Raw genomic sequence first — 26,244 nt, 5'->3', positions numbered from 1 at the left:
CCGCACGGTTGGTTCGGGCGTTGTGTCCAAAATCGTAGACTAATTCAGAGACCCTCTGAATGAACAAAGGGCCGCCCATTGGGCGGCCCTTTTTTGTGTGAAACGGCGCGGTTTTGCAGAAATTTCTTTGGGCAGCGCCGACTGCAGAACCGTTCAGAATTTTTCAGAAGGTTTGCCCAACGCCGCGTCCGCCGCATCGGTGATGTTATCAAGTGCGGCCTCGATACCAAGGCGTAATGTTTCGTATTCTTCTTCGGTGCCTTTGCGGGGAACTTTGCCAGTCCATTCCTTGCCCATAATGACCCCTTGGGAAAACGGGAGTGGCAACATTTGTTTGTCCCATGTTGGCAACCGAAGCACACGTTTCTGAGCAAAAGTGCTTACGAAGACCCGCGCTCCGGTCGTGCGGGCCCAAACTATTGGTACAGTAGAGCAATTGCGGGCAGGGCCACGCGGGCCATCAGCAGCAATCGCTGTTGAGACGCCCTCACGAGACAAGCGCAACACCTCGCGGGATAGGGTTACGTGGCGCTTATGGCTGGACATTGGGATGGTTTCCCAGCCAAATCGCACAAAGATTTGCCCCGCCAATCGCCCAGCGCGCGCAGCGGACGTTAGCGCGCAGATACGAGAGCCTGGTGGGCCATTGAAGATAAAAGGCGCCAAGATTAGCCGCTGATGCCAGGCCACAATGATCACTGGTTGGCCGCTACGAACGAGTTCGTCCATCTCCTCGAAACCTTCCCGAGACCATCGAGATGTACGATAGGCAAACCTAACATACCTGGCGAACAATCCTTCAACGGCGCGGTTGAACGCGGGGCTATTGGCGATTCGTTTTCGAAGGCTCACGGCACTGTCCTTTTTCCGTATTCTTTAGAGTGTTTCCCCGCAGTGTTGAAACAGTTTCCTATACGTCCCTTCCCGCGGAAAATCCCGCCATTTCCCTCTTGCCACTTACGTTTGAGTCGACTAGGACATGCCCCACTGTAGGGGTATAGCTCAGTTGGTAGAGCGACGGTCTCCAAAACCGTAGGTCCCGGGTTCGAACCCTGGTGCCCCTGCCAAACACTTCCTTGATTTTCGACACTGCTGGTTTGGCCCGGTATTGTCGCGTGTTTCACGGCGCTTGGCGTGGCGTGGTTTGAAGTGAGACGCGATCCAGAGCGCTATTAGGACCGTTTTCGGGCCGAAGTCTCTGTTTGCTATTCCGGCGGTACGAGTTTGGGGAGGGTGGCTGTCAGAGCGCAGCGAACTGCGTGCGCTGTTCTGACCAGACAGCGGAGAAGCGGGTCTTGATCAGGTAATCGGTGGTCAGGCCGCCGGGCTGTTCACCAAGCGTGATGGCATCCAGAATGTCAGGTGCGAGAAGTGCGAGACCGGCGATGCCCTGGACGCGGCGCGTTGATACGTTCTCAACCTCTGCGATTTCCGGGAAAGATTTGCCATCAATGATCATCGCCAACCAGCGACGCCCCTTTGCGATGTTCCGCACAAGCGTTTTGTCGACCTCCTGCGGGGGGTCACCAAGATGCAATTTCAACTCGACCCCCCGCCTGCGCATTTGGAAAGGAGCTTCGATTGTCAGTTCCGATGCGTTGATCTGCCCCGACAGGCATTCTAGCTGTGTTGTAAGAGCCTGAGGGTCCAACTGAATGCGCATCGCGCCTGGTCGCAGATGTACCCGTTCGATCAAATTCAGGCAGTCAGCCGAGCTGATGCACTTCGTCAGTTTCTCGGCGGTCGCCTTGATCTCCGCCGCTGACAAACCCTGTGTCATTGATGTCACCGCATCAGGCCTTCCGAGATGGCGCCCGACTAGTTTCGTCAGCACCCCCTCAACCTGTTCAGCAGGCAAGCGCCAGGCATCCGGATGTTGCTCGCAGCCACCCGCAATCACCCGCCGGGAGACATAGTACCGCAGACGCTTGCCGTTCTTCCGGCTGTGACTGGGCGTCAGGCGATCGCCGGTCTCATCGAAGAGCTTGCCAGCCAGCGGTGAAGTGATTGTTTTTTTCCTGGAGCCGCGTGAGATTGCGGCACCGTTTTGCAGCAGTTCCTGAACCCTGTCCCACGCCTGTGGGTCGATGATGGCTGGATGCTGCCCATCATACACCTGCCCTTTATGCCGGATTCGCCCGGCATAGATCGGATTGCTGAGAATATGATGGAGATGACCACGGTCGAAAGGAATTCCGCCGGACACTCGCGCCCCTGATCGTTCTCGACGCCGAGTCCTGAGGCCCAGGGCGTCGGCGCGGTCTTTCACTTTTCGAACAGAACCCAGTTTCCGGTAGAGGTCGTAGAGCGCCTGGATAGTGGGCGCCTCAGTCTCGTCGATCTTCAGCGTCCGGCCATCCGCGCGGTAGCCAAGGGGGACATGTCCACCCATCCACATGCCCTTGCGTTTCGATGCTGCTATCTTGTCGCGAATGCGCTCGGAGGTCACTTCGCGCTCGAACTGTGCAAAGCTCAGCAACATGTTCAACGTCAGGCGCCCCATGCTGGTGGCGGTGTTGAAGCTTTGTGTCACCGAGACGAAGGACGTCTCTGCCGCATCTAGCCGGTCAACCAGCTTGGCAAAGTCGGCCAGTGACCGGGTTAGACGGTCGATCTTGTAGACAACGATCTGGTCGACGCGTTTCTCGTCCACCGCTTGCATCAGCCGCTGCAGCGCCGGACGTGTCAGATGACCGCCCGAGATCCCACCGTCATCATAATGGTCCGGCAGTATCTCCCAGCCTTCTTGTTTCTGGCTGGTGATATAGGCCTCACAGGCCTCCCGTTGCGCATGAAGAGAGTTGAAGTCCTGCTCCAAACCCTCTTCGGAACTTTTGCGGGTGTAGACGGCACAACGGATCCGTCGCATCACTGCACACCGAAGAAGCGTGGTCCAGACCATCGGGCACCGGTGATATGTCTGGCGATGGCCGACAAGGACCGCCAGGTCTTGCCATCCATGATGTAGCCGCAATCCACCACTTCAACCTGATAAGTCCTGCCGTTCCATTCCCGAACCAGGTGGGATCCCGGTTTTGCTGTCGCGGGCACTGATTGCCCGGCTGCGATTTGCTTAAGACGGCGCTTGGCTTTTGCCGACACACTACCCAGCATCTGGTTCTGCAGGTCCCAGATCAGCACCCGTTTCATGAACTGCAGTGAGAGATGCTTCGGCGGGGGCCGGCTGAAGGCCTCACGCCATCGATCCAAGCATTCGCCTCGGTCTAGCTTGTCTATGGCCGCGACGGCCTGCTCAAGCCTGAGTGTCTGATCCGCATCCATCGTCTCAGGCCTCACTGACGATACGGTAAACTGATCCTTTGTCCGTGTCGGACCGTTCAATCGCTGTCCCGGCTTTGCGCAGCGTCGAAAGTGCAGCCCGCGCCGTATGCGGCTGCCAACCGAAAGCGGTTTGAATCTGTGAAATTGTTGCACCAGACTTGCGGTTCAGAAGCTTTGAGAGTTGTTCCTGCCGCTTAGGCTTTGCCTTGATCGCATTAATGTTTGTGACTTTGGGTTCTTGCTTGGTCTCGATCGTCATCGTTTGCTCCACTCTTTCAACGAAGGCCAACCCTTCGCCTTGTACTGAGTGGAGCCCGGTGTTTCCGGGCGGCATCAAAACTGCGAACACTACCGCTCCATGACGCGCAGAAGTCCAGTTGTTTCTGGAAAAAGGGCGGAATGCGGCCATAAGTGCACCGCGCAGAAAAGGTCTGCTGAGAGCCCAACTTGTAAATTCGAGATTCTCGCTGCGAGTGCACGCAGCACAAAAATTTCCGCAATTGCATAGAACACGACGCTGCCATGCGGCAGACAAACCGGCTCTCGTGTTCCACGCAGTGGAAAAATTCGACCCAATTCACGTGTTGTGGCTTTTTCGTTCATCCACACTCTTGGAACCAACGGTGGGCTTCAGACTTGCCCGACAGGCATGAAATAAATTTTGCAGTTTTAAGCCCAGTTAGCGCTTGCAGGGCTGCAGTTAAGCTTGGGCATGTTGACTGAAGCGCAAGATCAACAGTTTTTGCGGTAGCCATCGTGATCCGAGATGCCAGGCATGACCATTTGACGCTTCGGGATTTGAAGCGTGTGGATAGGGTTAAACTGACGTAGGTCTCACTACTATTTTGAGCACTAGCACCCTAACATGTGTAGGATGAAATCAGATCGCCTGCTTCGTAGCGTGGAATGTCTTATGCAATTGAACCATTCCGAAATGTTGCAAATTTTTGTGGAAAAACCATGTCGTTTAATCTGATAACATTGAAAATGTTCCTGACCGTCGCCAAAGCGGGCAGCATTGCGCAAGCTTCTGAGGCAGAAAACGTCGCAGCGTCGGCGATCAGCAAACGCATTTCCGATTTGGAAGATAAGATCGGGACGCCGTTGTTCTATCGGCAAACGCGAGGCGTAGAGCTGACCCCCGCGGGCCGTGAACTCGCCAGGCATTCCTCGAACGTGCTCAGTCTGGTAGAACGCATGGAAACCCAGATGCTTGATTTCGCATCAGGAGCGAAAGGGTCGGTTCGCATTGCGGCGAACACATCGGCGATTACGCAGTTTCTCCCCGAAGACTTGGCCGGCTTCGTCGAGGATTATCCGGATGTGCGGATCGATCTCAGCGAGCAGACATCTGACGAAATCCTGACGGCGGTGCGGGATGGATTGGCCGATCTGGGCATATTTTCGGGGCTGGTTGAAGAACCGGAACTGGAGGTTCTAACCTACCGACGAGATACACTGGTGGTGGTTATGGGGAAGGATCATCCATTCCGACCCGACAATCCAGTGAAGTTCGCTGAATTTGCCAAGCTTGCTATGGTGGGCCTGCAATCAGGTAGTTCACTTCAGGCGTTCTTGGAGGCGCGTGCCGCGGAACAGGGGCTGACACTCAAGACACGTGTCGAAACCCTTAGCTTTGATGGTGTACGCCGGATGGTCGAGGCAGGTCTGGGGGTTGCAGTACTTCCCCTTGGTGCAGTTGAACCCTACCTTGAAAGTGCGCAATTACGGATGCAAGAAATTGACGAAGACTGGGCTGTTCGGACGCTAAAACTTGCCGTGAAGGATTTGAACGCAGTGTCCCGTCCTGTTCGCGCTTTGGTGGAACATCTGATTTCCCAGAACTTGGGGAACACATAGCCCGGCATGTCTTTGCCATCCCGAACGGTGATACCCCCATTCGGAATTCGAGACTCCTGAAAGCGGCGGTACAGGCGTTACCCATAGATTGCACAACAAAAGCAATCCTATGGGAGGATAACCATGAACAGAACATCCAAGGCGATCACCGCCGCCGCGATGCTGGCAGGCGTCGTCGCCGCACCGGCACTGGCCGAAGAAATCAAGATCAACATGCCATCAACCTTCGCCGGTTCGTTGACCCAACTGGGTACAGCTGGTGTGCGGTTTGCAGACACCGTAAATCTGATCTCTGGTGGTGACATTGAAGTCAAGTTCTATGACCCTAATGCTCTCATTCCTGCGTTGGAAATTTATGACAATGTATCTACCGGAGCGGTAGACGCAGGTTGGTCAACCTCGGGTTACTGGGGTGCCAAAAACTCTGCCCTGAACCTGTTTGCTGCTGTGCCATTTGGTCCGGGACCCGGTGAATACCTGGCATGGATGTGGAATGGCGATGGCGAAAAGTTGATGAACGAGTTGTACCATCCCGTCGGTATCCACGGGCAGGTCTGCGGCATCGTTTCGCCGGAAACCTCTGGCTGGTTCAAAGAAGAAATCAACTCCGCAGAGGACCTTGCAGGGTTAAAAATGCGCTTTTACGGCCTTGGCGCTTTGGTGATGCAGAAAATGGGTGTCGACACCCAGCTTCTGGCCGGTGGCGACATTTATCCAGCACTGGAGCGTGGCACGATTGATGCGACCGAATTCTCGATGCCCGCAATCGATCAGAACCTGGGGTTCTACAATCTTGCCAAACACAACTACTTCCCCGGTTGGCACCAACAGTCGACCATTCAGGAACTTCTTGTGAACAAGGCTGTTTGGGACGGCATGACGGATCAGCAACGTGCGATCATTACGACGGCATGCCGCGCGACTGTCGCAACGCAGCTGGCAGAGGGTGAAGCCATTCAAGGCAAGGCACTGCTTGAGATGCGTGCCGAAGGTGTGACGACCCACCGTTGGCCAGATGAATTCCTCGACACGCTTGAGGCTGAATGGAATGGGATCGCCATTGAGATGGCCGAGGAAAACCCTGACTTTGACCGGGTTTGGAAAAACCTTCAGGCCTTCCGTGCTGACTACAAAGTCTGGAAAGATCTGGCCTACCTCGATTGATGAACTGAGATTAAACAAAGAACCCGGCTGACTGTCAGCCGGGTTTACTCATTTTCAAGTCAAGAAACGAAGGAAGGGGTGTCCAATGCAGAGCGCTTTGGCGGTTAGCCGCGCAATCGATGGGTTTCTCTGGGTTATGGCCAAGATTGGCGCTTGGTGCGCGCTGCTTCTTGTACTCGTTGTCACTTATGACGTGACCACCCGTTATCTGGGCGTACCCAAGGTATTTGGATTGACCTCAACAATGTTGCAGGAATCCGAGTACTGGCTGCATAGTTTTCTGATCGTTTTGGTCGTGGGCTATGCCTACACAAGACAATCCCACGTGCGCATTGATCTGATCCGCGAAAACCTTTCGGATCGTGCCAAGTACATAATTGAAATCATGGGCATCCTACTGGCCTTGATCCCTTATTCCTTTCTGGGGGCCTGGCTGTCCTGGCCCTATGTCGTTCGGTCCTATATCTCTGGCGAAATTTCAAAATCCCAAACTGGCTTGACGGATTTGTGGATCCTGAAAAGCGGATTGATCATGCTTTTCGTTTTGATCGGACTGGCCGGGATATCCCAGCTTATCAAATCAATCGTAGGACTGGCCGGAAGGCTTCCCAATGACATGAAAGCCACGACAATCGGGGGTGGCCACTGATGGGCATTGTCGAACTCCTCCCGCTGTTGATGTTTGTCGCTCTTGCGTTCCTGCTGTTTAGCGGCTTTCCGGTTGCCTGGGTTCTGGGCGGTGTTGGTCTGGGTTTTGGCCTGATCGGCATTGCCGCAGATGAGCTTGCCTTTATTCAGTTCTCCACACTGCCGTCGCGTATTTTTGGCGGTGTCATGGAAAACCTCATCCTGACAGCGATCCCGATGTTTGTGTTCATGGGCACGATGCTGGAAAAATCCGGCGCTGCGCGCGACCTGCTGAATTGCCTTCAAGTTCTGATGCGGCGAGTTCCGGGAGGTCTCGCACTGTCTGTGACCATCATGGGTACAATTCTGGCAGCCACGACAGGTATCATTGGGGCGTCTGTCATCATGATGAGCCTGTTGGCTTTGCCGATCATGGTTGAGCGCAAATACGATCATGCCCTTGCAACCGGCACAATTGCGGCGTCCGGAACGCTGGGCATCCTGATCCCGCCGTCGATCATGCTGGTGATCATGGCAGATTTGCTGTCGCGCTCAGTGGGCAATCTGTTTGTGGCGGCGATCTTTCCTGGCCTCATTCTGGCGACGCTCTACATGGCCTATATCGTCATTCGCTGTTGGCTTAACCCGTCTTTGGCACCGCCAATATCTGAGGCTCTCGGCCCGCAAACGCGCGGTGGCGTAGTGGTCATGATCCTGCGTAGCTTTGTCCCCCCTGTTATCCTGATAGGCATGGTGCTCGGCTCAATCCTTGGGGGCGTGGCAACCCCAACCGAGGCGGCTGGCGTCGGTGCATTAGGCGCGATTTTATTGGGGTTCTTCAATTTGGTGATCTTGCCCTCGATGGGCGTAAAGGACTTCACACTTGAGGGGCCAGATGCCAGCACGCAATCTGCCACCGTTGTTGCCACATCTTTGTGGAGAAAACTGGTGCAGTTCGGACGCACGGTGTCCGGCGTGGTCGACAGTACGGCACAAACCAATGCGATGATCTTCGGCCTGTTCGTCGGCGCGACTTTCTTTAGCTACATCTTCCGCGCGTTAGGTGGCGATGATCTGGTGATCAGCACTGTTGAGGCGATGGGTCTTGGCCCATGGGGTTTGTTGTTCCTGCTGCTTGGTCTAGTCTTTGTGTTGGGGTTCTTCTTTGACTGGATCGAGATCACGCTGATCGTGCTGCCCGTCTTCGCACCCATCATCGCACAACTGGACTTTGGCGATCACGTCTCGCGATTTGACGTCGTGTATTGGTTCGCAATCCTGATTGCCATCAACCTGCAAACCTCGTTCTTGACGCCGCCCTTTGGTTTTGCGCTCTTTTACCTCAAGGCTGTCGCGCCGCCGGAGGTAAAGATCCAACAGATCTATCGCGGCATCATCCCGTTTGTGATATTGCAGCTGTTTGGTCTGACACTGGTGATCCTGTTTCCAGAGATCGCGCTTTGGCTTCCCAGAGTGTTGCTCAACTAAGCATATGATATGTTACATTTGGCAGGTGCTGCACCTTTGCGGCACCTGCCTTGTCGTTTGTGAGAAAGCTATTGATAGCCGAAACTCTTCCATTGTTTCTGTTTGTACTGGCTGGGTTGTTTTCGCCTGGCCCGAATGTCGTCATGCTGACCGCATCGGGTGCAAGGTTCGGGTTCAGGGCTACGGTTCCACACCTGCTGGGCGTTCCGTTTGGGACTGGAATGTTGGCCGCCGGAAGCGCACTTGGGCTGAGCACACTTCTGCTGACCTTACCGGCACTGAAACTGCTGTTTCAAATAGGGGCCGCTCTTTGGATTTTGTGGCTGGCATGGCAGACAGCCTTGGCAGGGCGCACCGAAAGAACACAAGACCGTGGGTGCCCATTTACTTTTCGTCAGGCAATTCTGTTTCAGGCCGTAAATCCCAAGGTCTGGGCGATCGCGCTCGCGGCCTCAGCAGGATTTGGCATTGGGCTTGCCCCCCATCAAGAAGCACTGCGCTTGTTCGTTGTTTTCGCGGGCATCAATCTGGGTGTGTGCCTGTTTTGGACAACACTTGGCCATTTGCTTTCGAATTTCTTGCGTTCCGAGAATGTTTGGCGCGCTTTTATGACTTTGATGGCCGCATTGATGGCGAGCACAATCATTCTGATATTTGCCTAAAACGCGAAATCGGATCAGCGCATGATGAAGGGATTGGCGACCTCGGAAGCCGTTGAAATCATCACGCTCTTGGTTTGTAAATACTGGTAAATCGCGTTCTGGCCATTCTCACGACCCAGTCCGGAATTCTTGTAACCGCCCAGCGGGGTCATGTAGCTGATCACGCGGTAGGTGTTTGCCCAAATGGTCCCCGCCTGAAGTCGTTCCGAGAAATGTTTGATCTTGCGAATGTCCTGCGTCCACACCCCCGCAGCAAGGCCATAACTGCTGTCATTGGCGATGCTCAGCGCTTCATCAGCGCTGTCAAAGGGAATGACAGACAGAACCGGGCCAAATACCTCTTCCTGTGCAATGCGCATGTCGTTGCGTACCCCGCCAAAGATGGTGGGTTCAACAAACCAGCCATTGCCCAACTCTGGCCGGTCGGGTCTGCCGCCGCCCATCAGGGTCTCCGCGCCTTCACCTTTGGCGACGTCAATGTAGCCCAGAATCTTTTCCAGCTGTTGCTCGGTCGTGACTGGACCCACCTGGGTGTCGGTGTTCATCGGATCACCGATCCGCGCGATTTTGGCAAGTCTTAGTAATTTGTCGAGGAACGCGTCATGGGCACTGCGCTCGACCAGCAAACGTGATCCGGCGATGCAGGTTTGGCCCGAGGCGGCGAAAATGCCCGAGATCACGCCGTTAACAGCATTGTCCATTTCAGCATCGGCAAAGACGATATTGGGGGATTTTCCACCCAGTTCCAACGTCACCTTCTTGAACGTCCGCGCGGCGACCTCGGCAATGTGGCGTCCGGTTTGTTCGGAGCCGGTGAAGGCCACTTTGGCGACACCTTCATGTTCGACAAGGCTGGCCCCCACTTCCGCACCAAACCCCGTCACCACGTTGAACACACCTTTGGGCAGGCCAACCTGATCCACGATCTTTGCCAGTTCCAATGTCGAGGCCGAGGTGAATTCCGACGGCTTCACGATAAACGTATTGCCAGCCGCCAATGCCGGTGCGAGTTTGTAGGCCAATAGCAGCAGGGGTGAGTTCCACGCGGTGATGCCAACGCAGACACCCAGAGGCTCATAGCGGGTGAAGTTCAGCATGTCGGGTTTATCAATCGGGATTACGCTGCCTTCGATTTTGTCGGCGAGGCCTGCGTAATAATAGAACCACTCCGGCACGTATTTCAGCTGAAAGAACATCTCGTTGAACAGCTTGCCGTTGTCCTGAACCTCGGTCCGAGCCAGCGCTTCGGCATTTTTAGCGATCAAATCACCCAGCTTGCGCAACAGGTGTCCGCGATTGGTGGCCGTCATGCCCGCCCAATCGTCCGAGCGAAAGGCACGTGTCGCTGCTGCAACAGCCCGATCTGCATCCTCTTGCTGCCCGCGAGGGATCACGGCCCAAGGCGCACCCGTGTAGGGATTCTTGCTTTCGAATGTCTCTTTGCCCGCGGCATCTGTCCACGCGCCGTCGATATACATCTGGTAGGTTTTCATGTGTTGTCTCCTGTTGAAAACCCGTCAGAGGTCTGCGGGTGTAACTGTTTTGCCAAGGATCATGTCAGCGGCTTTTTCGGCAATCATCATCACAGGCGCATTGGTGTTGCCCGACGGCATGACAGGCATGACCGAAGCATCGGCGACGCGCAGACCTTGCAGGCCCCGCACACGAAGTTGGCTGTCGACTACCGCGCCTGGATCATCATCCGGTCCCATCCGCGCGGTTCCGATCATGTGGTAAACCGTGATGCCTTCGCGCTTTGCCCAATCCAGCAACTCATCATCGCTCTCGAGGCTTTGATCAGGGTTGGTCTTGCCGGTCAGATATGGCTGCAAGGGCGCAGTGGTCATCAGCTTGCGCGCCAATCGGATTGATCGCAGCAGCACCTGCTGATCACGCGGATCAGACAGGTAGTTCGGGTTGATCTCAGGCGGATCAAACGGATTGCGGGATACCGGACGGACAAAGCCGTGGCTCTCTGGTCGCATTTGCCAGACCCCAACAGTCATACCCGGCACATTGTCCAAAAGGCCTACCGTGCCTTCGCGGAAGCTGGCAGGCGTCATCACATATTCAAGGTCCGGCGTTTCCAGCGCGTCCGAGGATTTCCAGAACAGATGCGTCAGCGACGGGCTGACCGATAAGATGCTGGGACGCCCCAAAAGCCATTTAGCAATCTCAAACCCCAAGGGAAGACCCTGCGCCATTGAATTGAAGGTTTTGATGCCCTTCAGGTGCGAAACCATGCGCACGCCGTAGTGATCGCGCAGGTTATTACCGACGCCGCACAGATCCGCTCGCACCCTAATACCCAACCCGCCAAGAACCTCGGCAGGGCCAATGCCTGACAATTGCAGCAATTTGGGCGTGTTCAGTGCTCCTGCACACAGAATGACCTCGCGCCGTGCGTGGACTTCGATTGTGGGGTTGCGTTGCTTGCCCAGACAATACCGAACGCCGTTGACACGACTCCCGTCAAAAAGAATTTCAGCCGCCTGCGCATTGGTACGAATATCGACATTGGACCGCTTGCGAGCTGGGCGCAGGAACGCCTTGGCCGCGCTATAGCGATAGCCTTTGTGGACGGTGCGCTGAAAATACCCGGTTCCGGCCTGATCGCCGCTGTTGTAGTCAGGATTGCGTGGGATGCCCATTTGCGCGGCACCCTCGATGAAGGCCTCGCAGATTGGATGGATCAGGTCCAGATCGGTGATCGGTAGCTCTCCATCGCGGCCACGTACGGCGTCGTCACCTGGTCCAATGCGCCGCTCTGAGCGTTTGAAATACGGGAGAATTTCGTTGTAGCTCCAGCCTGTATTTCCCATCTGCGCCCAAGCGTCATAGTCAGCGCTTTGACCACGCACATAGTTCAACCCGTTGATCGAGCTCGACCCGCCAAGCACACAACCCTGTGGCAAGGCAAAGCTCCGGTTTGCGGTTGCCGGGTTCGGTTTGGACTTGAAACTCCACGTCAATTTCGGCGAGTAGATGTTTTTGATGTAGCCCGCTGGAATATGGATGAACGGGTGCCGGTCCTTTGGACCGGCCTCAAGCAGACAAACCGAGGCACCATCTGCGCTAAGACGATTTACCATGATCGATCCGGCGGTGCCGCCACCGACCACCACGTAGTCAAAGGTATCGGCATCGGTGCTCATTTCAGCAACTGTTCTTCCATGCCGGTGCGCAGTTTATAGGCGTCTGTGGTTCTGTCGATCTTGATGTCATCCCAGGTGATCGCAGCGCCTTCTTTCACGGCCCGGATCAACGGGACATTATGTGCCAGTCCCAACGGCACATTGCCTTGCCGTACCGAAGATACTGCGGGCCGCAAGCCACCCGACACCGTATAACCGCCTTCGCCGTCCAGCATCTCGCCCACGGCCAAATCGCGCTTGGCAATTGCCGCACAATCAGCATTAAAGCAAATCGCGGCACCTGTCGCCTCCGCCCGCAGGGCCACCGATGCAACCGACACAGCAAGCTCCAATCCGATCATGTGCCAGCGTTTGTATAGCGTCATGTATTTGCCCGAGGGATCGGTCACGACTTTGTATTCCTCAAAGCAGTTTTTCAGATATTCAGTGTCGGCCTCGAAAACGACCCAGACGCCTTTGCGGATATCATAGGGGATCTGTTCGCCTTCACGGGTCAGACAAGACACGACGTCAACCAGCCCCTTGCGCTCCAAAACGCCCCCTTCGGATTTTGGACGCATCAGGGTGGGGATGTCATCAATGCCACCGGGGGGAAAAACCAAGCCGTTGTCAGGTGCCTCCAGCCCGGTGGCATTGGCAATGGCCGCAGATTCGATGGCGGGTTTAGACCCGTCAAGAAAGGCATTGAACATCTTAGGGTTCAGACGTCCGCGTTTGGCCTGCTCACGGGTCAAGCCCCAGTGATCCCAAACCGTGTCCGGGGTGGACTGGCGGTAATGCGGCAACCATTTATGGCCGCGACCCGCTGCCACCACACTAAAGCCACAGGTGCGCGCCCAATCGACCAGATCACTGGCCAACGCAGGCTGATCGCCATAGGCCATGGAGTAGATCACACCGGCCTCAGTTGCTCTTTGGGCCAGACCGGGACCGCAGAACGCATCCGCTTCGACGGTCACGTTAATCACGTTCTTGCCTTGTGCAAATGCGGCCAGACAGTGCGTCACAGCGGCTAGCGGATTACCTGTCGCCTCGATCACAATGTCGACTGCCGGATGTGCGGTCAACGCCTGCCAGTCATCGCTGACATGGGTTTTGCCTGAGTTCGCAGCGTCATCGAGGCTGGCGGCACTATGGGCCTCATAGGACCAACCCGCCAGTTTCATGTTTGATTTTGCGTTTGCTGGATTGAGGTCCACCACACCCACGATGTGGATCGCCGGGATGCGCACCGCTTGCGCCAAAAACATTGTGGCGAATTTTCCAGCCCCGATCATGCCAACCCGAATTGGGTTCCCGGCAGTTGCACGTTCCTGCAATTTCTTGAAGAGATTCATCGAATAACCCTATTTGTCAGATTTGCCAGATTGCGTGAGGAAATCAAAGTCACAGCCGTCAGGGGCCTGAAGAACCGTTCGTTCATATAGTGCGCGGTAGCCGCGTTTGTGGCCTTCGGCTGGTGCAAAATCACAAAGCCGCTTGGCGATTTCTTGATCTGACACCAAAAGGTCAATGGATTTGTCTTTCACCGACAGACGGATCCGATCTCCATTTCGAACAGCCGCCAATGGCCCGCCTGCGCCTGCTTCGGGAGAGATATGCAGCACGATGGTGCCAAAGGCGGTGCCCGACATGCGCGCGTCTGAGATGCGCACCATGTCTTTCACACCGGCCCGCGCCAGTTTTTTGGGGATTGGCAAATAACCCGCCTCGGGCATGCCTGCGGCGATGGGGCCTGCGCCTTTCAACACCATGATATCACCCGCCTCAATATCAAGGTCAGGGTCATCAACGCGCTTGGCTAGGTCTGCCAGACCGTCGAAAACGATGGCACGACCTTCAGTTTCGAACAACGCCGGTGTTGCCGCCGCGCGTTTGAAAATAGCGCCATCCGGCGCGATATTGCCTTTGAGCGCGATCAACCCGCCCTGATCCGAGACAGGCTTGTCAAATTCACGGATCACGCGGCGGTCGACCCATTCCATTTCCGGCTCCAGCCGATCCCCCAGAACCTGTCCGGTTACATCGACCGTATCAAGATGCAGCAGATGGCGGATTTCGCGCAGGATCGCGCCCACTCCCCCAGCCGCAAAGAAGTCTTCCATATAACCGTCGCCCACGGGTTTCAGGTCTACAAGTACCGGCGTTTCGTCTGAAATCTGGTTCAGGCGCGCGTTCGGTATACGAATGCCCAAGCGCCCGGCCACAGCCGTCAAATGCACAATCGCATTGGTCGAGCCACTAACAGCCATCAAAACCCGAAATGCGTTCTCGACCGAATGCACTGTAATGATTTCACTGGGGAGGCGCGGATTGGCGATCAGATCGACCGCCGTCTTGCCGCTGAATTCCGCTGCCACCAGCCGATCCGAGTGAACCGCCGGGATCGCCGCACTTCCGGGCAGTGACATGCCAAGCGTCTCAGCAATGCAGGCCATCGTGCTTGCCGTGCCCATAACCGCGCATGTGCCGGCCGTCGTAGCCAACCGTCCTTCGACAAGATCAATTTCTTCCCTCTCAACCTCGCCCGCGCGGTACTTGCCCCAAAACCGGCGGCAATCGGTACAGGCCCCTAACCGCTCGCCCATATGGCGGCCTGTCATCATTGGCCCTGTGACCAGTTGCACCGCGGGGATGTTGGCCGAAGCTGCCCCCATCAATTGCGCGGGCACCGTTTTGTCACAGCCACCGATCAGCACGACCGCATCCATCGGCTGCGCGCGCACCATTTCCTCGGTGTCCATGGACATCAGGTTACGGTAAACCATGCTAGTAGGGTTCAGGAAAACTTCACCCAAGGACGTTGTGGGAAAGGGTCTTGGCAATGCACCCGCTGCCAGAACGCCCCGCGAGACGGCCTCGACAAGCTCGGGCATCGTGCGGTGACAATTGTTGAAACCTGACCCCGTTTCGGCAATGCCGACAATTGGTTTGCGCAACATGTCCTTTGACAGGCCCATGGACCGCGCAAACGACGAGCGCAGGTATTCGGCAAAATCCTTGTCGCCGTAGTTGGTCAATCCGCCACGAATGCCGTGTTCTTCGCTCATGCTTTGTCCTCTTTGAATGTGGTCGCGCGAAAATCTGTGCCGAGCAAACGCTCAAACACCAGGATCATTCCGCCTTTGTCCTTGTCTCCATGCCCCTCCAACAAGGCCTGCTGATAGGTTGCTGTCGCTGCGGCCAAAACTGGCGTCGGGATGTTGTGGCGTGCAGAAATCTCTGCACCGCTGATCAGGTCTTTGTAGGCGGCCTGCATCGGGTAGCCATTGCTGAAATCACCTTGCAGGATGTTTGGTACGAAAAACTCAGAGGCATAGCTGCGGCCGGTTCCGGAATTCACCACTTCTGCGACCTGTTCGGGATTGATCCCCAATTTGGCGGACAAAGGCAGAATTTCCGCGAGGGCCGCCGCGTTGATATCAAACAACAGCTGATTGATCAGCTTGGTCAGCTGCCCCGCACCAACATCGCCCATGTGCAAAATCTTGGATGCCATAGTGGAGAGAGCGCCCTGAACCTCTGCCAGATCTTTTGCATTCCCACCAACCATCATAGTCAGCGACCCGTCCTCGGCTCGTTTTTGCATACCCGAAACCGGCGCGTCGAGAAATCGCAAGCCGACAGCCTGTAGCTGGTCCCTGATTTCCAGCGTTGCACCATATTCAATGGTGCTGGTGTCAACAACGAGCGCGCTTGGCTTCAAGTGTTGCGCCAATCCTGTATTTGAATCGAACAGCGCACTATCGACGATCTTTGCAGCAGGAAGGCAAGTGATCAGGACATCGACATCGGAAAATTGGTCGGGCTCGCCCGCTCCTTTGGCACCATTTCGCGCGACCTTGGCAACTGTGCTCGTATTTCGGTCATAGACCAACACCTCGTGTTTGAGGGCAAGGTTGATCGCCATTGGCGCGCCCATCTGCCCTAATCCAACAAAACCAAATTTCATCGACTGCGCCTCGTTTCTCATAACGTGTTTCGAGGCTATCATCGGGCTTGGCATTACAAGGCATTCCGAATGGTGATCCCCCCATTCGACTCTTGCGAGTTTACGGCCAAGAACTGTTAGTAAATCGACACCGTCCTGAATCGGGGCAACAATCTCGCGAGGGTCACACGATCGAGTTGGTGACACGGTGACTGTGATCCACGACAAAACCAAGCGGCCCGCTCAGTTCGAACTTTCTGAAAACACATGGGAGACCATTGTCGCGGGTATCAATTCACCTGCAGTGAACGGATGTAGGTTCAAATTTCCAAGCAAGTTTCACAACCGTCAGCGCACCCCAGCTCGCCATTATGCCCGGCTTGTGCGGAGGTGAGAGGCTGAAATTGGGCTGAAACCAACTGGAACGGCACTCATTCGCTGAGCCGGACCAAAGTAGAGCAGAGATGCCGCAAAACTCGAATTATCAAAGCGGTTCAACTTCTGCTCAAACACACAAAGCTCGACAACACTGGATGATAACTCGGCGTCGAACTTGAAGATGCACTGGGCATAGCTGAAAAATCCACATGTGGGCTGTGTTGGCGGGCGGCACTTTCCGAACACGAATTTCCCGCTTCGTCCTTTCCCGATCCGAATATAACAAAAGAGCTGCTTGAATTCGCACCTCAGATTGGCTTTCAATGGCCGGTCTGGCGGCAACGGCCGCAACGCAGCGATAAGCGTGCCGCACTTGCGAGTAAATGCTGCATCAGCGAAGGCGGGAAAATGAATGTCGGTTGTGTCCCGCACAAGAGACCTTCGCTGTGCACTGCACCAAGGTCTGCAAAGCGGACAAAGTGTGATTTCGCTGCGATTGCACCAACGACGGCTGTCCGCACATTACGTTCGCTGCGAAAATCTGGGACGATGGTTTTCGGCGGGCTTCGATTGCTTAAACATTGTTGGCCTTTTTCAAGTTTATGGAACAGTGCCAATGCTCATCAAATTTCAATGTTGCCATTTTTTGGTATACCAAATTCCAAATACCTGATACATCATGCTCACGAGATTACGAATCGGCCCTAGGGAGTGCCGGTTTGAAACACCTAGGAGGAACTAATGAAAAACTTTCTTGCCACCGTATCGGTCGCTGCAATGGCCCTAACGGGCTCTATTGCAGGTGCCGATGAGTACCCATCCAAGACTATCGAAGTCATCACTCACGCCGGTAACGGCGGCGGCACGGATGTCACTACCCGCATGATGATGCTGCGCGCCCGTCGCGAGCTGAAAACGGATATGGTTGTCGTGAACAAAAAGGGTGGCGGCGGTGCAGTTGCCATGGATCACTATCTGACCGTTCCCGCGGATGGTTATTCGATCCTGACCTTCACCATTGGTCACGCGGCGACTGTCGCAAAGGGCAAAACCGAAATGACGCTGGATGATATCCGTCCAATTGCACGCGGTACAGATGATCCACAAATCCTGATGGTACGCTGTGGCGCCTATGCTGACGCGGACGCATTCGTTGCGGCGCAAAAAGAAGCGCCTATCAGCTATGGCACCACCCATCTTGGCAACATCGATGACGTATCGGCATTCATGTTCACCAAGAAAGGCGGCATGCAGACCCCAAAAATCGTCCCGTTTGATGGTGGTGGTGAATTGGCGACCCAACTGGTTGCCGGTGCGGTTGACGCAGCTGTTCTGAACCTTGCCGAAGCTGGTTCGCAAATCGATGCTGGCGACGTTTGCCCGATTGTTGTTCTGGCGAATGAGCGTATGGCAGGCTTGCCTGACGTAAAAACCGCTAAGGAAATGGGCATTGATGTTAGCTTCTCAACGGTACGTGGGTTCGTTGTTCACAAGGACACGCCTGACGAAGTGGCTGAACAGATCGAAGCTGCTTTGATGAACTCGATGAACCACGGCGTTTATCAGGGCTTCCTGGAATCGGTCGGTCTCGACAGCACTTCGGTTGTTGGTTCAGAAGAGTGGGGCAACCAGATCACCACTATGGTCACCGATATGGAAGCGGCTCTGAAAGAGCTGGGATTCATCGAATAATTTGACCAGTTGGCACGGCGACTTCCCTGTCGCCGTACCGCACTTCCTTTTTCAGGAATGACATGAGATGCAAGACGCCGCTGACACCACCGATCAACCCCGCCGAGACATTTCCCGTTATGCTGTCCCATTGGGGATTATTGCGTTTTGTGCTTGGGCCTATTGGTTGTCGACCCAGTTTGACCGGGTGCCGCCAATTCTGAAACGCGGAATGCAACCCGAAGACTTTCCCCAGCTTGTGATCGGTTTGATCATCATGCTGTCAGTCTGGCTCTTGTTTCGCGACACCAGCGCCGCGCCTGAACGACTGACAAAAATGGTGCAAATGACCATGGGGCTATTGATCGGGTTCTTGCTTGTCGCTGAAATCGATTTGTTTCTCGGACTTGGCCTATTCGCCGGATCGCTGGCAGCCCTTTGGGGAGAACGCCGCTTCTGGGCCGTTTTCCTCGTTGGACTGATCACCCCAATTGCCGTCTTTTTTCTGTTTGACGGCGTTTTCGAGGTCCGCTTCCCGCGCGGGCTGCTCACTAACCTCTGGTACGGATAAAGACCATGGATGCAGCTATCCTGAACGGACTGTTGGCGTTAGCTGATCCACATCTGTTGATGTTGATCTTTGTAGCCACCCTTGGTGGAGTCCTCGTTGGTGCGCTCCCCGGACTTAACGCCACTACAGGCGTCGCGCTACTGTTGCCATTTACCATCACGATGGAGCCGATCCCGGCAATCGCCATCCTGACGACAATCTATTGCGCTGCCACTTTTGCAGGCGCAATCACCGCTATTCTTATCAACACGCCAGGGACTTCGGCCAGTGCCACCACTTGCCTTGACGGCTATCCACTGGCGCAACGTGGCGAGGCAGGCCGTGCGCTGGGGATGGCGGCGGTCTCCTCGACCATTGGTGGCATCATCTCGGTTGTGTGCCTGATGGCCGCTGCCCCGCTAATGGCGCGTGCGGCCTACAACTTTGCGCCTCCTGAATACTTCGCCCTGACCGTTTTTGGTCTTTCGATGCTCGCCACTATCGGCGACGGTTCACCAGTCAAGAACATCCTGTCTGGCGCATTCGGCGTGCTGGTCGCCACAGTGGGTATTGACCTGCTGACCTCGATCGAACGCTTCACCTTTGGTATGAACGAGCTGAGCGAAGGCATTCCCTTCGTACCTGTCATGATCGGCGTTTTCGGAATCTCGGAGCTTCTGGTGCAGGCCGATAACCTGCATGTGGAACGCAAACAGGTCATCATGAAAGCGATAAAATTACCCAGCCGAGAGGATTACTCGCGCGTTTGGAAGACCATTCTTCGATCATCAGGTATCGGCACATTCATTGGCATTCTACCTGCCGAAGGCGCAACTGTGGCCTCGATGATCGGTTACAATGAGGCCAAGCGGTGGTCCAAGAAACCCGAAGAGTTCGGTAAAGGCTCGCTGGAGGGAATTGCTGGTTCTGAAGCGGCAAATAATTCGGCAACCGGTGGTGCCATGGTGCCAACGCTTGCGCTGGGCATTCCAGGTAGCCCCACCGCCGCTGTGATCCTTGCCGGTCTGATGGTGCATGGATTGCGTCCGGGCCCGACCATGTTTACGGAACAGGCCGATTTCGCATTCGCCATCTTCTGGTCGATGATGCTGGTCAACGTAATCTTCTTCTTCATCGGGCTCTGGGGCGCCAAGATATTTGCTCGCGTCACGTTGATCCCGATCCAGGTCCTGTGGCCCATTGTCTTTATCTTCTCGATTGTTGGGGCCTATGCGCTGGAGCAATCGATGATGGACGTCTGGATCGCCATCGGTTCTGGTATCTTGGGCTTCTTCATGCGCCGACATGGTTTCTCGGTCGTGCCTATGGCGATTGGCCTGATCCTTGGTGGGATGCTTGAAACCCGTCTTGGTCAATCCATGGTCATGCTCGACGAAAAATGGTGGCTGATGCTAACCCGCCCGTTGTCGCTCTTCTTCTTTGTTCTCACAGTTTTGGCCCTGTTTGGGCCGACGATCTGGGGACGCTTTTTCAAACAACGCTCGCCGCTTAAGTCGACTGGAGAATAACAATGACAAAAATTAAATCAGTCCTCACACGTGTCTGGAACTGGAAAGGAAAAACCGTTCCGCCAACTGGCAACTTCTGCACCAACGCGAGTGACGTTTTGTGGGAAAAAGGGGATGCTATGTCGTCCTTCCGCTTTCATCAGTGGCTGACCTGCGAGATTGAAACCGAAGACGGTACAGTCGGGATTGGTAACGCAGCTCTTGCACCGAATGTCGTGAAGAAAGCCATAGACGAGTGGTTCGCGCCGATGGTGATTGGCGAAGATCCATTTGATTATGCCTATCTTTGGGAAAAGATGTATCGCCGCTCGCATGCCTGGGGCCGCAAAGGTGTTGGCATGACCGCGATTTCCGCGATTGATTTGGCGATCTGGGATCTGATGGGCAAGCTGACTGGAAAGCCGGTGTTCAAACTGTTGGGCGGGCGCACCAAAGAGAAAATCCCGGTCTATTATTCCAAGCTTTATTCTGGCCCGATCGAAATGATGCAGGCCGAAGCCGAGGAAGCGAAGAAGAACAACTACCAAGGCTACAAGATGCGCTTTGGCTGGGGTCCCAAAGACGGTATGGCGGGCATGCGCGAAAACCTCAAGCGGGTGGAAGCGGTCCGCGAAGTTGTCGGTTACGATGTGGACCTGATGTTGGAATGTTATCAGGGTTGGAGCCTCGATTATACCAAGCGGATGTTGCCCAAGTTGGTCAAATACGAACCACGCTGGCTGGAAGAGCCGGTGATTGCGGATGATGTCGAAGGCTACCGGGAACTGAACGCCATGAACATCGTGCCAATTTCCGGTGGTGAGCATGAGTTCTCGGTTATTGGTTGCAAAGATCTGATCGAGAAAAAGGCCGTTAGCGTTCTTCAATATGACACCAACAGGGTGGGTGGTATTACGGCGGCGCAAAAGATCAACGCCATCGCCGAAGCCTTCCAAGTGCCTGTGATCCCGCACGCCGGGCAGATGCACAACTACCACCTGACCATGGCCAATACGAACTGTATGATCAGTGAATATTTCCCCGTCTTCGATGTCGAAGTCGGTAATGAGCTGTTCTACTACATCTTCGAAGGCGACCCGGATGCCGTCGACGGATACCTTGATCTGGATGACAACAAACCCGGTCTTGGTATCGAGATCTCGGACAAACACCTGCATGACTTTGAGGTGGAAGAATGAGCCGCACTTACACTGGTATCTGGCCGGTTGCTCCCACTCCTTTTAACCCCGATGGTTCGCTTGATCTTGAAGGTATGAAGCGGGTTCTGGATTGTTTGATTGATCAGGGCGCAGACGGGATCTGCATTCTGGCCAACTTCTCTGAGCAGTTTCTGATTTCCGATGCAGAACGAGAGGTTCTTGCCCGGCTTTCCGTTGAACATATTGCGGGTCGCGTGCCGGTGATCGTCACGATCAGCCATTATGCGACGCAGATCGCCGTGGAACGCGCGCAATTTGCCAAGGATCTTGGCGCCGACATTGTCATGATGATGCCCCCCTATCATGGTGCTTTGCTGAAAGGCACGCCTGAACAGAGCTTTGAGCAATTCGAAGCCGTGGGCAAAGTAGGTATCCCGATCATGGTGCAGGACGCGCCGCTGTCAGGTGTAGATTTGCCTGTGCCTCTTCTTGTGCGCATGGCCAAAGAGATCGAAGCGGTCAAGCTGTTCAAGATCGAGTGCCCGCGTGCGGCTAACAAGATCCGTGCATTGATCGAACAGGGTAGCGAGGCCATTGAAGCGCCTTTCGACGGCGAAGAGGCGATTACGCTTTTGGCGGATCTGGACGCCGGGGCGACAGGTTCCATGACCTCCGGGATGATTGTCGACCAGATCAAGCCAGTGCTGACCCATCACTACGCCGGGCGTATCGACGAAGCGACATCAGCCTATGGCCGTGTGGCTATGGCAATCAATCATGAAAACCGGCAATGTGGCTGGCAATCGTGCAAGGCTGCCATGGTCGAAGGCGGCGTAATCAAGTCGGAATTCTGTCGGCATCCGATCCCTCCTTTGCATCCCGCCATCCGCAGCCGGTTGATAGACCTGTTAAAACCTCTGGATCCAATGGTCCTGAAGTGGGGGAAATGAATTGAGTGAAAGCTGGATTGATAACCTGAAAGAAGAAGGTGGCGTGCGACCCCGTCGCACACTGGCCGAAGAAGCGGCGGATAACCTCCGGGAGTTTATTCTTCTGGGTAAACTTGCCCCCGGAACTGCTATTCCAGAACGCGATCTTGCCGATGCTCTGGGCGTGTCCCGCACACCGTTGCGCGAAGCGTTGCGGTTATTGGAAATTGAAGGGCTTGTTGAATATTCTGCCACCCGTCGCCCGCGTGTAGCTGACCCGTCTCTGCATGAGTTGACGCAGTATATTTCCGTACTTGGCGCTCTCGAAGCGCTGGCCGGTGAAATGGCCTGTATCGAGGCTACAATGGCCGAGATCGCCGAGATCGTGCGGTTGGGTGCCCGGATGTCCAAAAATTCGTCGCGATTGGAGCCGCTTGAGTTCTTCCAACTGGACATGCAATTCCACGCCGCCATCGTTGAAGCCAGCCGGAATGAGCCCCTGATCGAAACGCACAGACAGTATAACGCACGACTTTGGCGCGCGCGCTTTCTTTCTTCACAGCAAGTCGATCGCCGGGATAACACACTGGCGCAACATGCCGACATCACAGACGCCCTGCAAAGACGCGATGCCAAGGCAACGCGCCGCGCACTCAGAGACCATCTGAAAAGTACAATCGAGAACATCGCCCGCATTCATTCAGATGACGCGGACAGAGCCCCCGAGGACTGAACATGAAACCCAAAATTGGCATTATCCCCGGTGACCCCAGCGGCATCGGGCCTGAGTTGATCGCGCGCTTGCTGAGTTCTGAGGGCGTAGCAGATGCCGCTGATATCCTGTTGATCGGCGATGCGCACGTATTTGAGGCCGGCCAGAACGTGGCCCAATGCCAATATGATCTGGTCCCTGCCGACGTCACAACAAACTGGACTGTCGAGCAGGGCTTCGCTCACCACGCAATGGACACCATCGCCCCGGATGAGATCAGGGTAGCAGAAGTTTCTCAGGAGGGTGGTGCTTCGGTATTGCAAACGCTGGATCAAGCTCTGGAGTTCGTTCAGACCGGTGTTATCGATGCCATTGTCTTTGGTCCATTTAACAAGGCCTCCATGCACCTCGCAGGTTTGGGACATGATGATGAGTTGCACTACATGGCCGAGAAGCTGGGCGTAACCAGCTACATTTCGGAATTAAACACGTTGGACGGCATGTGGACGAGCCGTGTCACAAGCCATATTCCTCTGCGCGATGTCGCTGACACGATCAGCGAAGAGCGTGTCACAGAAGCTGTGCATTTGATCCACAACGTGTTGCGCCGATCAGGCGTGCAGCGCCCGCGAATTTCCGTGGCCGCGATCAACCCGCATGCCGGCGATGGCGGGAATTTTGGAACAGAAGAAATCGACATTCTGGAACCGACCGTGAAAAAGCTCGCTGGCGGACAGATGTCAATCGACGGCCCATGGCCCTCTGACACGGTGTTTCTCAAGGCTGTGGCCAAGGATATCGATGCCGTTGTGACGATGTATCACGATCAGGGACAGATCGCTTTGAAGCTCTTGGGATTTGATCGTGGTGTAACCGTCCAGGGCGGGCTGCCTTTCCCGGTTTCAACACCCGCACATGGGACAGCCTTCGACATTGCCGGACAGGGCCGAGCAGACGTCGGTGCCACCCGCGCCGCCTTTGATATTGCCTGTGACATGGTCACACATTGGGATAACTGAACATGACATTCGAACCGCACGGAAAACACCTCATCGCTGGCCAATGGGTTGACGGAGAAAGTCACTTTACTTCCGAACCTGCACATGGCCCTTCACATCACTTCTCGGTCGGGACAGCGGAGCATGTCGACAATGCTGTTAACTCTGCTGAGGAAGCGTTCTGGTCATATGGCTATTCCAGCCGCGAGGACCGCGCTGCGTTTTTGAACGCGATCGCTGATGAGATTGAAGCTCGCGCTGAGGCCATCACAGAAATCGGAACGCAGGAAACTGGGTTGCCCGAAGCACGTCTGCAAGGCGAGCGTGGTCGTACCACGGGCCAACTGCGCCTGTTCGCAGCGCACATCCTGCAAGGCGATTATCTGGATCTCCGACATGACGAAGCCCTCCCCGATCGCGCGCCTTTACCGCGCCCAGACCTCAAGATGATCCAGCGACCGATTGGCCCTGTGGCCGTTTTTGGAGCGTCGAATTTTCCTTTGGCTTTTTCTACCGCTGGGGGCGACACCGCCGCGGCGCTGGCTGCGGGCTGCCCGGTTGTCGTAAAAGGCCATTCTGCTCATCCAGGTACAGGCGAAATCGTGGCCGAAGCCATTCACGCAGCAATAGTAAAATGCGGTATTCACCCGGGTGTGTTTTCGCTGGTTCAGGGTGGAACACGCGAAGTGGGGCAGGCGCTTGTGCAACACCCGCTGATCAAAGCCGTTGGGTTCACTGGGTCGCTGGCTGGTGGCCGCGCACTTTTTGACCTTTGCGCTGCCCGCCCCGAGCCGGTCCCGTTCTTCGGTGAATTGGGTTCCGTGAATCCGATGTTCATTCTGCCCGAGGCCGCGTCGTCGCGTGGGGCGGAGATCGGCGCAGGTTGGGCCGGATCGCTGACAATGGGGGCAGGGCAATTCTGTACGAATCCGGGAATTGTCGTGATCCTTAAAGATCACGCCAAGGCCCTGACTGAGGCTGCGATCGAGGGATTGGAACAGGTTGGTGAACAAACCATGCTTACCGATGGTATCGCCGCTGCATATCGTAATGGACAATCACGTATCGCTGCCAGCGAGGGGGTCCAAGGTATGTTGACCACCATGTGTGATCAGCGAACCGCGACGCCGTATCTGTATCAGACAACGGCTGCACATTGGCTGGCTAACGCAGAACTGGGAGAAGAGGTTTTCGGCCCGCTTGGTCTGATTGTTGTTGCTGATGATTTGGATCAAATGCGCGCTGTTGCTCTGGCACTGCAAGGGCAACTGACCTGTACGTTGCACATGGATGAGAGTGATATGGAGACCGCGAAGTCGCTAGTGCCAATCCTTGAGCGCAAGGCTGGGCGCATCCTGATAAATGGCTTCCCAACAGGCGTTGAAGTCAGCGGTACCATGGTGCACGGAGGCCCCTATCCCGCTTCGACCAATTTCGGGGCAACCTCCGTCGGAACCCTGTCGATCAGGCGGTTCCTGCGGCCCGTGTGCTTTCAGAACATGCCGTCTGATCTGTTGCAGGAACAATTTTAGCAACGAAGCAGGGTGCCGCTCGTATCTTTGGCCAGAAAGCTGTCATTGGCCGTTGATTCCGTGCAGGCGGCTTTGAACCGCCCGTTCTGCGCGGCAATGGCGGCTTTACGCACTTTTCACCAGTTCGTACTTCCTGCAGCATCGGAAAATTGGGCTCACAGCAGCTTTTTTCTGCGGGAGGCACGAACGACTGGTTGCCGCGATTAGCTTGCCCTGGACAACATTCACCCCGGCCGGTTTTGGTGAACTGAACAGGACGCTATGCCTCAATCCACGACGGAGAGCGCGCGGTCAATGATGCCGAGAACGTGTACAACATGGGCGATTTCACCGCGGATGATGTCGCGGATGCCCTCGTCCTCCTCGGCTTCCAGGTCCGCCCGGTAGGCCTCGAGATCTTCCTGCCAGGCGTCTCGCTTCGCGCGCAACATTTCGAGCTCGGCTTTCTCTTCTTTGGTAAACGGTCCCTCAACACGCGCCTCGCCGGTGCTCATGTCGATCTTGATGTGGTCGGGATGCGGCACCGGGTCGGGCAGGTCGGTAAAGCGTGGCATCGGCACCATGAAGTTGCGTCGTCCGTAGCCAACCAGACCCTCAACCTTGCCTTTATCGTTGCCCTTGCCGGGGCGGCCATACC

The 26,244-nt window shown here is 55.4% G+C and carries 22 protein-coding genes, 1 tRNA gene and 1 pseudogene; 14 read left to right on the top strand and 10 right to left on the bottom strand.

Annotated features, from left to right (window positions below; translation table 11 throughout):
* Nucleotides 1-153: 153 nt before the first annotated feature.
* Nucleotides 154-729 carry a lysophospholipid acyltransferase family protein gene (locus CLV88_RS22020; protein ID WP_341477205.1) on the bottom strand — a complete coding sequence of 192 codons (576 nt, stop codon included), beginning with the start codon at nt 727-729 and terminating at the stop codon, nt 154-156.
* Between the two features lie 262 nt (nt 730-991).
* Between CLV88_RS22020 and CLV88_RS22015 the strand changes: the two genes are divergently transcribed.
* Nucleotides 992-1,067, top strand: a tRNA-Trp gene (locus CLV88_RS22015).
* A gap of 173 nt (nt 1,068-1,240) precedes the next feature.
* Here CLV88_RS22015 and CLV88_RS22010 read toward each other — a convergent pair.
* From CLV88_RS22010 to CLV88_RS22000, 3 genes are read right to left on the bottom strand one after another with little or no spacing between them, the layout of a single operon-like run.
* Nucleotides 1,241-2,869 carry a recombinase family protein gene (locus CLV88_RS22010; RefSeq protein ID WP_106610566.1) on the bottom strand — a complete coding sequence of 543 codons (1,629 nt, stop codon included), beginning with the start codon at nt 2,867-2,869 and terminating at the stop codon, nt 1,241-1,243.
* On the bottom strand, nt 2,869-3,282 hold the full coding sequence (locus CLV88_RS22005) for a DUF2924 domain-containing protein (protein ID WP_106610565.1): 414 nt from the start codon (nt 3,280-3,282) through the stop codon (nt 2,869-2,871). The genes CLV88_RS22010 and CLV88_RS22005 overlap by 1 nt, the downstream gene beginning before the upstream one ends.
* A gap of 4 nt (nt 3,283-3,286) precedes the next feature.
* On the bottom strand, nt 3,287-3,691 hold the full coding sequence (locus CLV88_RS22000) for a DUF3489 domain-containing protein (RefSeq protein WP_106610564.1): 405 nt from the start codon (nt 3,689-3,691) through the stop codon (nt 3,287-3,289).
* Nucleotides 3,692-4,242: 551 nt separating this feature from the next.
* Between CLV88_RS22000 and CLV88_RS21995 the strand changes: the two genes are divergently transcribed.
* From CLV88_RS21995 to CLV88_RS21975, 5 genes are all read left to right on the top strand, one after another.
* Nucleotides 4,243-5,142, top strand: a complete 900-nt coding sequence (locus CLV88_RS21995) for a LysR family transcriptional regulator (RefSeq protein ID WP_165798978.1) — start codon at nt 4,243-4,245, stop codon at nt 5,140-5,142.
* A 123-nt stretch (nt 5,143-5,265) separates the two neighbouring features.
* Nucleotides 5,266-6,306 carry a TRAP transporter substrate-binding protein gene (locus CLV88_RS21990; RefSeq protein ID WP_106610562.1) on the top strand — a complete coding sequence of 347 codons (1,041 nt, stop codon included), beginning with the start codon at nt 5,266-5,268 and terminating at the stop codon, nt 6,304-6,306.
* Nucleotides 6,307-6,391: 85 nt separating this feature from the next.
* The gene (locus tag CLV88_RS21985) at nt 6,392-6,955 is read left to right on the top strand and encodes a TRAP transporter small permease subunit (RefSeq protein WP_106610561.1); all 564 of its coding nucleotides are present in this window, start codon (nt 6,392-6,394) and stop codon (nt 6,953-6,955) included.
* A complete protein-coding gene (locus CLV88_RS21980; RefSeq protein ID WP_106610560.1) occupies nt 6,955-8,421 on the top strand; it encodes a TRAP transporter large permease in 1,467 nt (488 codons plus the stop codon). The genes CLV88_RS21985 and CLV88_RS21980 overlap by 1 nt, the downstream gene beginning before the upstream one ends.
* A gap of 71 nt (nt 8,422-8,492) precedes the next feature.
* The gene (locus CLV88_RS21975; protein ID WP_341477204.1) at nt 8,493-9,083 is read left to right on the top strand and encodes a LysE family translocator; all 591 of its coding nucleotides are present in this window, start codon (nt 8,493-8,495) and stop codon (nt 9,081-9,083) included.
* 14 nt (nt 9,084-9,097) lie between these two features.
* Here CLV88_RS21975 and CLV88_RS21970 read toward each other — a convergent pair whose 3' ends face one another.
* From CLV88_RS21970 to CLV88_RS21950, 5 genes are read right to left on the bottom strand one after another with little or no spacing between them, the layout of a single operon-like run.
* Nucleotides 9,098-10,576: an aldehyde dehydrogenase gene (locus CLV88_RS21970; protein WP_106610559.1), complete on the bottom strand. Its 1,479-nt coding sequence runs from the start codon at nt 10,574-10,576 to the stop codon at nt 9,098-9,100.
* 24 nt (nt 10,577-10,600) lie between these two features.
* Nucleotides 10,601-12,238, bottom strand: coding sequence for a GMC family oxidoreductase (locus CLV88_RS21965; RefSeq protein WP_106610558.1), 1,638 nt, complete (start codon nt 12,236-12,238; stop codon nt 10,601-10,603).
* The gene (locus CLV88_RS21960) at nt 12,235-13,575 is read right to left on the bottom strand and encodes an NAD(P)H-dependent oxidoreductase (protein WP_106610557.1); all 1,341 of its coding nucleotides are present in this window, start codon (nt 13,573-13,575) and stop codon (nt 12,235-12,237) included. The genes CLV88_RS21965 and CLV88_RS21960 overlap by 4 nt, the downstream gene beginning before the upstream one ends.
* A 9-nt stretch (nt 13,576-13,584) precedes the next feature.
* Complete coding sequence (locus CLV88_RS21955; protein ID WP_106610556.1) at nt 13,585-15,288, bottom strand: dihydroxy-acid dehydratase; 1,704 nt, start codon at nt 15,286-15,288, stop codon at nt 13,585-13,587.
* The gene (locus tag CLV88_RS21950) at nt 15,285-16,190 is read right to left on the bottom strand and encodes an NAD(P)-dependent oxidoreductase (protein ID WP_106610555.1); all 906 of its coding nucleotides are present in this window, start codon (nt 16,188-16,190) and stop codon (nt 15,285-15,287) included. The genes CLV88_RS21955 and CLV88_RS21950 overlap by 4 nt, the downstream gene beginning before the upstream one ends.
* A gap of 1,098 nt (nt 16,191-17,288) precedes the next feature.
* Here CLV88_RS21950 and CLV88_RS21940 point away from each other — a divergent pair.
* From CLV88_RS21940 to CLV88_RS21905, 8 genes are all read left to right on the top strand, one after another.
* Nucleotides 17,289-18,239 (top strand): Bug family tripartite tricarboxylate transporter substrate binding protein, encoded by a 951-nt coding sequence (locus CLV88_RS21940; RefSeq protein WP_058276395.1) that lies wholly within the window; start codon nt 17,289-17,291, stop codon nt 18,237-18,239.
* Nucleotides 18,240-18,306: 67 nt separating this feature from the next.
* A complete protein-coding gene (locus tag CLV88_RS21935; protein ID WP_082649225.1) occupies nt 18,307-18,789 on the top strand; it encodes a tripartite tricarboxylate transporter TctB family protein in 483 nt (160 codons plus the stop codon).
* Nucleotides 18,790-18,794: 5 nt separating this feature from the next.
* Entirely contained in the window at nt 18,795-20,297 is a 1,503-nt protein-coding gene (locus CLV88_RS21930; RefSeq protein ID WP_106610553.1) for a tripartite tricarboxylate transporter permease, read from the top strand.
* A gap of 2 nt (nt 20,298-20,299) precedes the next feature.
* Nucleotides 20,300-21,475, top strand: coding sequence for an L-rhamnonate dehydratase (locus tag CLV88_RS21925; RefSeq protein WP_106610552.1), 1,176 nt, complete (start codon nt 20,300-20,302; stop codon nt 21,473-21,475).
* A complete protein-coding gene (locus CLV88_RS21920; RefSeq protein ID WP_106610551.1) occupies nt 21,472-22,386 on the top strand; it encodes a dihydrodipicolinate synthase family protein in 915 nt (304 codons plus the stop codon). The genes CLV88_RS21925 and CLV88_RS21920 overlap by 4 nt, the downstream gene beginning before the upstream one ends.
* A gap of 1 nt (nt 22,387) precedes the next feature.
* Entirely contained in the window at nt 22,388-23,098 is a 711-nt protein-coding gene (locus CLV88_RS21915; protein ID WP_106610550.1) for a GntR family transcriptional regulator, read from the top strand.
* Nucleotides 23,099-23,100: 2 nt separating this feature from the next.
* Entirely contained in the window at nt 23,101-24,096 is a 996-nt protein-coding gene (locus CLV88_RS21910; protein ID WP_106610549.1) for a 4-hydroxythreonine-4-phosphate dehydrogenase PdxA, read from the top strand.
* 2 nt (nt 24,097-24,098) lie between these two features.
* Nucleotides 24,099-25,607: an aldehyde dehydrogenase (NADP(+)) gene (locus tag CLV88_RS21905; RefSeq protein ID WP_106610548.1), complete on the top strand. Its 1,509-nt coding sequence runs from the start codon at nt 24,099-24,101 to the stop codon at nt 25,605-25,607.
* 266 nt (nt 25,608-25,873) lie between these two features.
* On the opposite strand, the pseudogene CLV88_RS21900 reads toward CLV88_RS21905, so the two are convergent.
* Nucleotides 25,874-26,244, bottom strand: a pseudogene (locus tag CLV88_RS21900) (hypothetical protein); the annotation flags it as partial.

The sequence above is a fragment of the Shimia abyssi genome, from assembly GCF_003014475.1.
GTDB lineage: Bacteria > Pseudomonadota > Alphaproteobacteria > Rhodobacterales > Rhodobacteraceae > Shimia > Shimia abyssi.
Note: the sequence above shows the minus strand (reverse complement) of the source record. Positions and strands in the feature narration are given on the sequence as shown.